The 11,721-nt window shown below is 65.7% G+C and carries 13 protein-coding genes; 6 read left to right on the top strand and 7 right to left on the bottom strand.

Going from position 1 to position 11,721, the window contains the following annotated elements:
* Positions 1-73: 73 nt before the first annotated feature.
* Both PMI14_RS29860 and PMI14_RS29855 read right to left on the bottom strand, forming a co-directional pair.
* Complete coding sequence (locus PMI14_RS29860; RefSeq protein ID WP_007860766.1) at positions 74-793, bottom strand: TetR/AcrR family transcriptional regulator; 720 nt, start codon at positions 791-793, stop codon at positions 74-76.
* Between the two features lie 41 nt (positions 794-834).
* The gene (locus PMI14_RS29855; protein WP_007860763.1) at positions 835-1,449 is read right to left on the bottom strand and encodes a glutathione S-transferase N-terminal domain-containing protein; all 615 of its coding nucleotides are present in this window, start codon (positions 1,447-1,449) and stop codon (positions 835-837) included.
* A gap of 284 nt (positions 1,450-1,733) precedes the next feature.
* Between PMI14_RS29855 and purB the strand changes: the two genes are divergently transcribed.
* On the top strand, positions 1,734-3,113 hold the full coding sequence (purB, locus tag PMI14_RS29850) for an adenylosuccinate lyase (RefSeq protein ID WP_007860762.1): 1,380 nt from the start codon (positions 1,734-1,736) through the stop codon (positions 3,111-3,113).
* A gap of 177 nt (positions 3,114-3,290) precedes the next feature.
* Positions 3,291-3,851 (top strand): YaeQ family protein, encoded by a 561-nt coding sequence (locus PMI14_RS29845; RefSeq protein WP_007860759.1) that lies wholly within the window; start codon positions 3,291-3,293, stop codon positions 3,849-3,851.
* A gap of 62 nt (positions 3,852-3,913) precedes the next feature.
* Here the strand turns inward: PMI14_RS29845 and PMI14_RS29840 are convergent, their stop codons facing one another.
* From PMI14_RS29840 to ggt, 3 genes are all read right to left on the bottom strand, one after another.
* Positions 3,914-4,219: a hypothetical protein gene (locus PMI14_RS29840; RefSeq protein WP_007860757.1), complete on the bottom strand. Its 306-nt coding sequence runs from the start codon at positions 4,217-4,219 to the stop codon at positions 3,914-3,916.
* Positions 4,220-4,275: 56 nt separating this feature from the next.
* A complete protein-coding gene (locus tag PMI14_RS29835) occupies positions 4,276-4,728 on the bottom strand; it encodes a DUF3717 domain-containing protein (RefSeq protein WP_035206309.1) in 453 nt (150 codons plus the stop codon).
* A gap of 86 nt (positions 4,729-4,814) precedes the next feature.
* Entirely contained in the window at positions 4,815-6,683 is a 1,869-nt protein-coding gene (ggt, locus tag PMI14_RS29830) for a gamma-glutamyltransferase (protein WP_007860746.1), read from the bottom strand.
* 542 nt (positions 6,684-7,225) lie between these two features.
* On the opposite strand from ggt, the gene PMI14_RS29825 reads away from it, so the two are divergent.
* From PMI14_RS29825 to PMI14_RS29815, 3 genes are all read left to right on the top strand, one after another.
* Positions 7,226-7,957 carry a TerC family protein gene (locus tag PMI14_RS29825; protein ID WP_007860745.1) on the top strand — a complete coding sequence of 244 codons (732 nt, stop codon included), beginning with the start codon at positions 7,226-7,228 and terminating at the stop codon, positions 7,955-7,957.
* 83 nt (positions 7,958-8,040) lie between these two features.
* Positions 8,041-8,505, top strand: a complete 465-nt coding sequence (locus PMI14_RS29820; RefSeq protein ID WP_007860744.1) for a hypothetical protein — start codon at positions 8,041-8,043, stop codon at positions 8,503-8,505.
* Between the two features lie 80 nt (positions 8,506-8,585).
* On the top strand, positions 8,586-8,939 hold the full coding sequence (locus tag PMI14_RS29815; RefSeq protein WP_035206311.1) for a phage holin family protein: 354 nt from the start codon (positions 8,586-8,588) through the stop codon (positions 8,937-8,939).
* Here the strand turns inward: PMI14_RS29815 and PMI14_RS29810 are convergent.
* Positions 8,907-10,472, bottom strand: a complete 1,566-nt coding sequence (locus PMI14_RS29810; protein ID WP_081497431.1) for a M48 family metalloprotease — start codon at positions 10,470-10,472, stop codon at positions 8,907-8,909. The genes PMI14_RS29815 and PMI14_RS29810 overlap by 33 nt on opposite strands.
* A gap of 106 nt (positions 10,473-10,578) precedes the next feature.
* On the opposite strand from PMI14_RS29810, the gene moaC reads away from it, so the two are divergent.
* Positions 10,579-11,106, top strand: coding sequence for a cyclic pyranopterin monophosphate synthase MoaC (gene moaC / locus PMI14_RS29805; RefSeq protein ID WP_007860741.1), 528 nt, complete (start codon positions 10,579-10,581; stop codon positions 11,104-11,106).
* Positions 11,107-11,133: 27 nt separating this feature from the next.
* Here the strand turns inward: moaC and PMI14_RS34485 are convergent, their stop codons facing one another.
* On the bottom strand, positions 11,134-11,700 hold the full coding sequence (locus PMI14_RS34485) for a pilin (protein ID WP_035206308.1): 567 nt from the start codon (positions 11,698-11,700) through the stop codon (positions 11,134-11,136).
* Between the last annotated feature and the right edge of the window lie 21 nt (positions 11,701-11,721).

Raw genomic sequence — 11,721 nt, 5'->3', positions numbered from 1 at the left:
GTCCCCCTTCCCGAATGGCGCAGCCATTCGAGAGAAGGGGGAAGGCGCGAAGCGACTCAGGGGGATGTACCTGCTACGGCCGCAGGAAGCGCACGATCATCTCGACGATGGATGCGCGGCGCTCGGCCATGGCGGCGGGCGCATCGAGCGTGCGCTTGAAGATGGCGCCGAAGGTGTGGCGGTTGGAGACGTTGAAGAAGCACAGCGCCGAGATCGACATGTGCAGATCGACCGGGTCCACGTCGGGGCGAAAGACCCCGGCGGCCACGCCGCGCTGGTAGACCTTGTGCACCGCATGGATGACCGGGATGTTGAGCTCCTGGATGGTCGTGGAGCGGCTGATGTACTCGCCCCGGTGCATGTTCTCGTTCATCACCAGGCGGATGAAGTCGGGGTTGGCCAGCTGGTAATCGAAGGTGAAGCCGACCAGGGTGCGCAGGGCCTGCTCGGGCGCCAGGTCTTCCAGGTGCAGGTCCGATTCGATCTGCCGGATGCGGCGGTAGGCTTCTTCGAGCACCCGCACGTACAACCCTTCCTTGCTACCAAAATAGTAGTAGATCATGCGCTTGCTGGTGCTGGTGAGCGCCGCGATCTCGTCGATGCGCGCGCCGGCCAGGCCCTTGTCCGCGAACTCGGCCGTGGCCACCTGCAGGATGTTGGCCATGGTGCGGTCGGGGTCGTTCACGCGCACGCGCTCGGCACCGGGCGTGGCCGCGGCCTCGCGCGCAGCGCGCTGCCGCGCCGGGCGGCTGTCACCGGCGGAAGGCGGGGTGTTTTGAACCGTTTCGTCCATATGCGCCAAGCATACGGCAAGGGCCGGCCCTGCCAGTGCGATCAGGCGGGCTTGGTGTCCGCGAAGCTCGGGCGCAGCATGAGCTTGTCCAGCAGCTTGCCCAGGTTGGGGTATTCGCTGCGCCAGGCGATCTCGGGAAAGCGGAACTCGAGCCAGCCCAGGGCACAGCCCACGGCGATGTCCGACAGGCTCAGGTGGATGCCGCTGCAGTAGGGCTTGTCGCCCAGGCCCTGGCTCATGGACTTGAGGCTGTCGTTGACCTTGCGCATCTGGCGGTCGATCCAGGCCTGGCTGCGCTCGCCGTCCTTGCGGTGGGCCCAGGTGGCTTCGAGGCGGGCCAGGATGGCAGCGTCCACCACTCCATCGGCCAGGGCTTCCCAGGTCTTGACCTCGGCGCGCTCGCGGCCCTGGCTGGGGATGAGCTTGCCCACAGGCGACAGCGTGTCCAGGTACTCGACGATCACGCGCGAGTCGAAGACGGCTTCGCCGCCTTCCATCACCAGGCAGGGCACCTTGCCCAGCGGGTTGGAGGTGGCAATCGTCGTGTCGTCGGCCCAGACGTTTTCCTGCACGAACTGGTAGTCGAGCTTCTTCTCGGCCATGACGACGCGCACCTTGCGTACATAAGGGCTGGCGGAGGCTCCGATCAATTTCATGGCGAGATTTCTTCCAGTGCGCGGGATGCGTGACAACGGTACGGGTACGCGACCGATTCTATCGGCTGGCGCCCGGGGGACCGGCCCGGCATGCCCCCGCAAATGGGTGACAACGGTCCGAGCGGCGCCCGCACACGGGCCAACGGCCGGCGTGTGTGCACATTTGGTGCGGATTTGCAACACTTGCATCCAGCCCGTCGAGGCAGGCCGATGTCACCGGCCGGACGGCCCTCCAATGGCCCGGATCGGGGTTTTCCCGCGCGTGGCGCCTACAATCCGGGTCCATGAGCCTGTCCACCATCACCGCCCTGTCGCCGCTCGACGGCCGCTATTCCAACAAACTCGCAGCGCTGCGCCCGATCATGAGCGAGCACGGCTACATGCACCGGCGCGTGCAGGTGGAAGTGGCGTGGTTCATCGCGCTGTCGGACGCAGGCTTTGCCGAATTCAAGCCGCTGACCACGGGCGCGCGCGCCTACCTGCTGGGCCTGGTGAAGAACTTCTCGGAGGCCGATTCGGCCGCCATCAAGGACATCGAGAAGACCACCAACCACGACGTGAAGGCCGTGGAGTACTGGATCAAGAGCAAGTTCGAGGCGCGCCCCGAGCTGGAGAAGGCCGCCGAGTTCGTGCACTTTGCCTGCACCAGCGAAGACATCAACAACACCAGCCACGCACTGCAGCTGCGTTCGGGCCGCGACCAGGTCGTGCTGCCGGGCCTGGACCGCGTGGTGCTCAAGCTGCGCGAGATGGCGCATGCCTATGCCGACGTGCCCATGCTCAGCCGCACGCACGGCCAGACCGCGAGCCCCACCACGGTGGGCAAGGAAATGGCCAACGTGGTGGTGCGCCTGCAGGCCGCCTGCGACCGCATCGCGGCGGTGAAGATCCTGGGCAAGATGAACGGCGCCGTGGGCAACTACAACGCCCACATGTCGGCCTGGCCCGACTTCGACTGGGAAACCTTCAGCAAGAAGGTCATCGAGACGCCCGAGCCCCTGGGCCTGGGCCTGACCTTCCAGCCCTACAGCATCCAGATCGAGCCGCACGACTACATGGCCGAGCTGTTCGATGCCGTGGCGCGTGCCAACACCATCCTCGTCGACCTGTCGCGCGACATCTGGGGCTATGTGAGCCTGGGCTATTTCAAGCAGCGCCTGAAGGCCGGCGAGATCGGCTCCAGCACCATGCCGCACAAGGTCAACCCCATCGACTTCGAGAATGCCGAAGGCAACCTGGGCCTGGCCAATGCGCTGCTGCGCCATCTGTCGGAGAAGCTGCCGATCAGCCGCTGGCAGCGGGACCTGACCGACAGCACGGTGCTGCGCAACATGGGCGTGGCCCTGGGCTATGCAGCACTGGCCTATGCCTCGCTGCTGACCGGCCTGAACAAGCTCGAACTCAACGAAGAAGCCCTGGCCGAGGACCTGGATGCCGCCTGGGAAGTGCTGGCCGAGCCCATCCAGACGGTGATGCGCCGCTTTGGCGTGCAGGGCGCCTACGAGAAGCTCAAGGAAGTCACGCGTGGCAAGACGGTGACGGCCGAGGCGCTGCACGGTCTGATCCGTTCGCTGGAGATCCCGCAGGAGGAAAAGGACCGGCTACTGGCCATGACACCGGGCAGCTACACCGGCAAGGCCGCCGCATTGGCCCGCCGGGCATAGTCGCTTTTTCTGCCGAGCCCCGCCCGGGCCCGCTGTGCTGCGTGCACGGCCCCAGGCCCGGCACGCTCGCGACCCCAATCACCTGCGCTCTGTGGCGCATGGTGATTTCTTTTTTCACGGCCTCTGTTGCCTGCACCCAGGCAAAGGCAGCGGTCAATTGTTGTTCAGTGAGACCGCATGGCCATCAAATCCACCATCTTCAAGGCGCATCTGCAGATCGCCGACATCGACCACGGCTACTACGCGGACCACGCGCTGACGCTGGCACGGCACCCGAGCGAGACCGATGAGCGCATGATGGTGCGCCTGGCGGCGCTGGCCATCCATGCGCACGACCTCAACGACGTCTGCAACGGCGACGGCACGCTGGCCTTTGGCGCGGGACTGTCGGACCCGGACGATCCGGACGCCTCGCTGACCGACTTCACGGGCAGGAAGCGCGTCTGGATCGAGGTCGGCCAGCCCGAGGACAAGCCGCTGACCAAGGCCTGCAGCAAGGCCGACAGCGTGGTCGTGTACTGCTTCAACCATGCGGCCGAAATCTGGTGGAAGGGCATCGAGACCAAGCTCTCGCGCCTGGAAAAACTGCAGGTCTGGCGCATACCGACCGAGGCCTCGCAGGCCCTGGCGGCTCTGGCCGAGCGCAGCATGCAGCTGCAGGCCACGGTGCAGGAGAACGCACTCACCCTGAGCAGCAACCTGGGCAGCGTGGTCGTGGAGCCGGTGCGCTGGAAGTAAGCCTCCCGCGCAGCTGAAAAACCGCAGGCACCGCTGCTGCCCGACGGCCGTGATGGGTCCGGTCAATCCAGCGGCATGAGGGCCCCGCAGTGCCAGCACTGCTCGAAGCCCCCCTCCACCGTTTCACCGCAACGGCAGACCCAATGGCGCTGCGGAATGTTCTGCAAATCGTCGAGCAGGGTGCGCGCGCGGCTGGCGTGCTCGTCGTATTCGAGCCAGATCTCGGGCAGGCACTGGTCAGGCGGCAGGTGGCCCGCGGCAGCGCCCAGGTACTGCCGCTGCACCGAGGCGGTCATGCCGGCCTCGCACAGGATGTCGGCCCAGAGCGTGGCAATCGCGATGTTGGGGGCCTGGGTCAGTCGCAGCATGGCCCCACCATACCGGTTTGGGCGCGCGGCGTACAGTGGCCCCGGCGGCCTGGACCTCAGGCTTGTGCCACCGGCACCTGCAGTGGTCCGGCGGATGGTCCTTCTGCGGCCCGCTCGGCATAGCGGTTGAAGCGCCATGCCGAATGCTCGAGCGTGATGCGGCGCCACACGCTGCGCTTCTCGGCAGGGGTGTAGGCGAGCCAGTGCTGCACTTCTTCGAAACTGCGACCGCAGCCCTTGCACTGGTCGTCGCCCTGGCTGGTGGAGCAGATGGCGATGCACGGGGTATCGGGCGTGGTCTCGTACCAGCCCTGCCAGGCCGCCAGCGCCTCCTCGGGGAAATCTGCTTCATCGATCTCGTCCGCATGCCGGTACACCATCAGCGCATACACCTTGGCCAGGGCGCGGGTGGCAGGCGCCAGGGTGAAGCCGTCGGGCGAGGGCAAGCGCTGGCGCCAGTGGTTGATGGCGGCCTCGATGTCGGTGATGTGGATGCGGGAAGAGGGCATGGCAAAAAAATGGCCCCCGCCAGCTTCTGCCCGGCGGGGGCCCGGAGGATAACCGGCATTGCCCGGCATGCGGGCAAGGGGGTTACTCAGTTGTTGCCCAGCGCGATGCCTTCACGGCGCGGATCGGCGCCCCCAGCGTAAGTACCCGCTGCGGGGTTGCGCGAGAGCAGGCCGGGAGTGCCGTTGGCGCGCACGCCGTTGAACGTCACGCCGTGCAGGCCGCTGGCGAAGGTGTCGGTCTGCGCCACGGTATGGCCGCGCGCCCTGAGGCCGTCGCGGATGGCGGCCGTGTCGATGACCGAGCCCTTCTCGATCGAGGTGGTGGCATTGGTCTGCGCGCCGAAGTTGGGCAGGTTGATCGCCTGCTGCACGTTCAGCCCCCAGTCGGTCATGCCCAGGATGCTCTTGGCGGTGTACTGGATGATGGCGCTGCCGCCGGGCGAGCCGATGGCGCCTTCGAAGTCGCCGGTGGCGGCGTTGAAGATGATGGTCGGCGCCATGGAGCTGCGTGGCCGCTTGCCGGGCTGCACGCTGTTGGCGATGGCCTTGCCGGCCGCGTCGGTGGCGGTGAACGAGAAGTCGGTGAGCTGGTTGTTCAAGAGGAAGCCGCGCACCATCTGCAGGCTGCCGAAGCCGTTCTCGATGGTGGTGGTCATCGATACGGCGTTGCCCGAGGCATCGACGATGGACAGGTGGGTGGTCGAGGGCAGGCTCAGCGAGCTGTCGGCCCCGCGTGCGGCGACCACGCCGGGTGGCGTGCCGGCCACCGGCGTGCCGATGCTGCGCTGCATGTCGATCAGGCGCGCACGGCCCTTGAGGTAGTCGGCATTGACCAGGCCGGCCTGGGGCACGGCCACGAAGTCGGGGTCGGCCACATACAGGGCGCGGTCAGCATAGGCCAGGCGGTAGGCCTCGGAGACCACGTGCACGGAGTCGAGCGTATTTGGCTTCATCGCCGCGAGGTCGAAGCTTTCGAGCATGCCTAGGGTCTGCAGCACGGCGATGCCGCCCGAGCTCGGTGCCGGCATGCCGCAGACACGGTACTTGGTGCGGTACACGCCGCACACGGGCTCGCGCACCTTGGCGGTGTAGTTGTTCAGGTCGGCCAGCGCGAGTTTGCCGGGGTTGGTCGGGTGGCCCGTGACCTTGGCCACGATGTCGGCCGCGATGGCGCCCTTGTAGAACGCATCCGCGCCGCCGGCGGCAATGGTGCGCAGCGTCGCAGCCAGTTCGGGGTTCTTGAGCAGGGTGCCGGTGGGCTTGGCCGTGCCGTCGGCCCGCAGGAAGTAGCTGGCCCCGGGCTCGCCCTGGGCCTTGATGCGCGCGGCGGAGCCGGCGATGGAAACGCTCATGCGCTCGGAAATCGCAAAGCCGTCTTCGCTGAGCTTGATGGCGGGATCGAACAGGTCCTTCCAGGGCAGTTTGCCGTGCGCCTTGTGTGCGGCTTCGAGCATGCGCAAGACACCGGGTGTGCCGACCGACAGGCCACCGTCCACGGCGGTCAGGAAGGCCAGCGGGTTGCCATCGGCACCGATGAACAGGTTGGGCGTGGCGGCCAGGGGCGCGGTTTCGCGGCCGTCATAGGCCAGCAGGCGGTTGGCGCCCTTGTCGAAATGCAACATGAAGGCACCGCCGCCGATGCCCGAGGATTGCGGCTCCACCAGGTTGAGCACCAGTTGCACGGCAATGGCCGCGTCGATGGCACTGCCGCCCTTGGCCAGGATGGCCGTACCGGCCTGCACGGCCAACGGGTTGGCCGCGGCGACCATGTCCTTGTTGGCATAGGCGATGGTCTTGGGCGTGTAGCCCGAGGGCGGCTCGGGCGGTACGTACTGCTCCACGGGCTCGGCGACGGGGGTGTCGTCACTGCCTCCGCAGGCAGCAAGCAGTGCAGCCACGGCAGTGGCACTGAGCAGGGCGAGCTGCCAGCGGCGCCCGGTGGTGGAGATGGTCATGGGGTACAGGTCCTCGGTCCAGTGAAGAGCAGGAGGGGAATGCGGCCTGCGGACATGGCGCAGGTGCATGGCGAAACACATGATAGTCACGGTTTTGTCACACTGCAAAGGCAAAAAACGGCATGTTGAAATGCACCGCTGCATGTGCTCGTTATCCCTTGGATAGGCGCTCTGCGCGCTCCGCGGGGCTTGCGTTCAGGGCCGGGCGATGGTCCAATTGCGGCTTCGAAGGGGAGTAGCTCCCGCCACGCATGTACAGCGCGCCCTGCAGGGGCACTGCCCGCGTGTGGCATCGGCCTGTCGTCAGTACGAAGCATCGCTTCCGGCAGTCCGGGTCCAGCGCGCAAACAGGGCGCTGGATCGAGCAAGACCTTTGATGGGCCCTTCTGTGGGCTGATCAAGGCTGCCTTCCCGATTTTCGAACCACCCGCGCAACGCGGGCGAGCCCTTGATCCTCCGACCGCAGGCCCTCTATCCCCCAGGTGGACTTGGCGCTACATTGGCGCCAAGCCCTCCTTTTGCCCACTGATATTGAGGAATTTATGGACTTTTTGGCTTCGCCCGAATTCTGGCTCGCGCTGGGACAGATCATCATCATCGACATCCTGCTGGGTGGCGACAATGCGGTGGTCATTGCCCTGGCCTGCCGCAAGCTGCCCCCCGCCCAGCGTACCAAGGGCATCATCTGGGGCACGGCCGGCGCCATCGTTCTGCGCGTGATCCTGATCGCCTTTGCGATGACCTTGCTGGCGCTGCCCTTCCTCAAGTTCGTGGGCGCGGTCCTGCTGGTGTGGATCGGCGTCAAGCTGCTGGCCCCCGATGAGGACGGCCATGGCGAAGTGGCAGGCAGCGACAAGCTGCTGGCCGCCATCAAGACCATCATCGTGGCCGACCTGGTGATGAGCGTGGACAACGTGATCGCCATCGCTGGCGCCGCACAGAACGCGGGCGAGCACCAGTTCCTGCTGGTGGTGCTGGGTCTCCTGATCTCGATTCCGATCATCGTCTGGGGCAGCCAGCTGGTCATCAAGCTGATGGAGCGCTTCCCATTCATCATCACGCTGGGTGGCATGCTGCTGGGCTGGATTGCCGGCGGCATGCTGGTGACCGACCCGGTGTTCTCCAATCCTGACAAGTGGCAGTGGATGCTCAAGATCCCGCAAACCGACGTGATCCGCTATGGTGCGAGCGTGGCAGGTGCCCTGCTGGTTCTGGCGCTGGGCAAGATGATCCTGGCACGCCGTGCCCCCGCGACCCCCGTGGAACACGGTTGAGCGATTTTCAATGACCCCGTGGGCTGACCGCGGGGCGCTCGCCGAGCGCCCCGTTGGCAGCCACTGACAAGGGAGCTTCCCAAATGGACAAAGTCATCGTGTACGTGGACGACGCAGCCCATGCGCAGCAGATCCTCGCGCCCCTGTTTGCGCGTGGTTCGGCAGGCAATACGCACTGGGTGCTGGTGGCGTGCGCGCCACGCATGACCCATCGCATCAGCAAGTGGGTGAGCCACAGCGCGCGTGAGAACTGGCGCGCCAAGTGGGCCGACAAGCTGTTTGCCCAGGTGGTTCCCAGCCTCAGAGTCCACCCCGACCAGGTCACCACGGTGCTGGCCAAGGGCCCGCTGCCGGAATTGACGGACAAGCTGCAAGCCGACATGGGCAGCACCAAGGCCCAGGTGGTGGATGCGCGCCGACCCAAGCTGGATGTGGCGGCCCCCGATACCGGCGCCACGGTGCCGGCCGGCGGGCGCTGGTCGCTGCCAGGCACGCTGAGCAGCCTGTTTGCCAGCGTGGGCTTGCTGATGGTGCTGGGCACCGAGTAAATACACCGCTTGCAAGGCACGGGGGCCGGCCCGCCGGTGCCCCTCCTTTTGCCACAGGCCAATGCTATCCTGTGGCCATGATCCGACTTCTTCTGAAATGGCTGCTCAGCGCTGCATCGCTGCTGTTCGTGGCCTATGTCTACAGCGGTGTGGTGGTGCAGAGCTTTCCGTCGGCACTGATCGCGGCCTTCGTGATCGGCCTGTTCAACGTGGTTCTGCGCCCCATCCTCGTGGTGCTGACCTTGCCCGTGACCATCGTGACGGTCGGGCTGTTCCTTTTTGTCATCAACGCGCTCATGTTCTGGGCGGCCGCCAGCGTGCTCGACGGCTTCCAGGTGACGGGCTTTGCCGCCGCGCTGATCGGCTCGCTGATCTATTCGGTGCTGGGCGTGGTGATCGAATCAGCGCTCGGCGGTCTGTTCACGAAGAAGTGACTCCACGGCCTTGAGCCGGGTGTCGATGATGGACGCCTCGAAGTGGTCCGCCGATGCCCCGCTGCGCCGGGCCAGGTCCTGCCCGGCCTTGAAACGGTCCACCGCAGCGGCATAGTCGTAGCGCGTGGCGTGCGCTTCGGCCTCGGCGCGGACGGCGCGCAGCGGCTGGCCGTTGGCCTGCCACACCGTGGCCAGCAATTGCCATACGGTGGCATCCCGCGGGTGGTTGGCGCTCCAGGTCTGCAGTGCACCGATCACCTCGCCCGAGCGCCCGGCCTTGAGCAGCGCGCGGGTGCGCAGCAGCAACTCCGGCCGGTGGTCATTGGCCCCGGCGGGCAGCGCAGCCAGCGCCGCGTCGGCATCGCCGGCGGCGAATTCGATTTCTGCCTTGAGCAGCTGCGCCAGCCGCTGGGCCGGCATGTCGCCACGCACCTGCGCCTCCAGCAGCGCCCAGGTCGCGCGCGCCGCCTTGGCATCACGCAACTGGCTGCTGCCCAGGGCCGACGCATAGAGGATGGCGGCCTTGCGCGACCCGCTCTGGCTGGTAAAGCCGGTACTGCCCGGCTCGGCGATCCACTGGCGCAAGGTGTCCACCCCCGGGTTGGAGAGCACCCGCGCCCGCGCGGAGGCCATGGCATGTTCCTGCGTGGAGGCAGGGCCGGGCTGCTGTGCCTTGCCGGGCGGCAGCCGCGACTGCATGTCGGCCATGCGCTGGGTGGTCAGCGGGTGGCTGCGCAGGTAGGGCCAGCTGCCGTTGTCGTTGATGCGGTTGGCCTGCTGCAGCTTGTCGAACATGCTGACAAAACCCTGCGGTGCGAAGCCTGCGGGCTCCATGAGGCCATAGCCGATGCGGTCGGCCTCGCGCTCCATGTCGCGAGAAAAGTTGAGCTGGTTCTGCATGGCCAGCGCCTGGCCGCCCACCACCATGGCCTGCGCCGCACCCGGGTTCTTGCTCGCCGCCAGGGCCCCGAGGATCATGGCGCCCAGCAGCAGGGGCGTCTGCTTGCTCTGCTGCGCGATCAGCCGCGAGATATGGCGCTGGGTGACGTGGCTGAGCTCGTGCGCCAGCACCGATGCCAGCTCGTCACGCGAAGTCACCACGCCGATAAGCCCCAGGTGCACGCCCAGGTAGCCACCCGGCAGAGCAAAGGCATTCACCGTGCGGTCACGCCCGAGCAGGATCTCCCAGGCAAAGCGCTCGTCCAGCTCCGGCGAGAGCTCCCCGCGCTTGCGCGCGGCGTCCATGAGCGGCAGCCACAGACCCTGGACGTACTCGGAGAGCACGGCATCGTCGATGTAATCGGGGTCGCGGTACAGCTCGCGGATGATGCGGTCGCCCAGGCGCCGCTCGCCGCTGGTGGTCAGCTCGCTGCCGTCGCCCAGGGTGGGTAGCTGCGCATGCGCCAGGCGCACAGGAAGAAGAACCAGAACGGCCGCGCTGGCCAGGGCGAGCACCAGCGGTGCCAGCACCGCGCGCGTGTGCCTCCAGTGGTTGATGTCGGGGAGAGCCGCCCTGCTTGGGATTTTCCACATGGACCGTATGATGCCCTGACACTCCAGTGTTTCCCCGGCGATTCAACTAGTTACCAAGAAATTGCCAGCCCCCCCCCGCCATAGCCGCCCCAGCAACCAGCTTCCCATGTCCAAGCCCGACCCCACCACCCCGCCAACCCTTACCCATTTCGACGCCCAGGGCCAGGCCCACATGGTGGACGTGGGCGCAAAACCCGCGACCCACCGCGTCGCCATCGCCACCGGCCGCATCGAGATGCAGCCAGCCACGCTGGCCATCATCGAGGCCGGCACCGCGAAGAAAGGCGACGTGCTGGGCATCGCACGGATTGCCGGCATCCAGGCCGCGAAGAAGACGAGTGATCTGATTCCACTGTGCCATCCACTGGCGCTGACAAGGGTGGCGGTGGAGTTTGAAGTGGCTGGCGTCCAGCACCCGGGGGCGACGGGGATAACCTGCACGGCCACGGTGGAAACCGTGGGGCCGACAGGCGTCGAGATGGAAGCGCTGACGGCGGTGCAGGTTGCCTTGCTGACCATTTACGACATGTGCAAGGCGGTGGACCGGGGGATGGTGGTGGAGGGGGTGCGGGTGGTGGAGAAGCAAGGGGGAAAGTCTGGGTATTCCCTATCAAGCACCAGCGCCCGGCCATGACGCAAGAGTCAGGATTTGCCGATCAACTCATCGGCACTCAGCGGGCGCATATTTCGATGGTAGATTTCCGGCCACGCGGTTCCCCAATCCTCTCGCAGTAGCAGAAGCATTGGTCAATCCTGCACAGGCCCAGTCAATTGCACCGACGGCATTTGAAACAGGAATTGCATTTGCAGCATTGGGAGAAAAGTTGATGAAATTCCCATCCAAAGAAGTTGGGATACCATTTCCGGCAGTGGCGGCAATCGCCACAGAAATTACCCAAGGTGAAGCACCGGCAACGCAGTTGGCCGCAGTTGGAGCCACAGTGCCTGAACCAACACAGTAATTGATCACATATTTTGACGCTTTTTGTGCAAACGGAATTGCATTGATGGCAACTGCAGCAGCATCCAAACCGGTCACGCTATCCGATAGATAAGCCTCACTCAATACAGTTTTTGCAGCAGATCCAGCGAGAATGGCTTCGCTAATTTTTGCGCGGACAGTGTAATCTTGGTACGCGGGCAAGGCAACTGCCGCAAGAATTCCGATAATCGCAACAACGATCATCAATTCAATCAAAGTAAAACCCTTTTGAATGAAGCACGTCATGGTAGATTATCCTTCAACTGA

This window comes from Acidovorax sp. CF316, from assembly GCF_000276605.1.
Taxonomy (GTDB): Bacteria; Pseudomonadota; Gammaproteobacteria; order Burkholderiales; family Burkholderiaceae_C; genus Acidovorax.
Note: the sequence above shows the minus strand (reverse complement) of the source record. Positions and strands in the feature narration are given on the sequence as shown.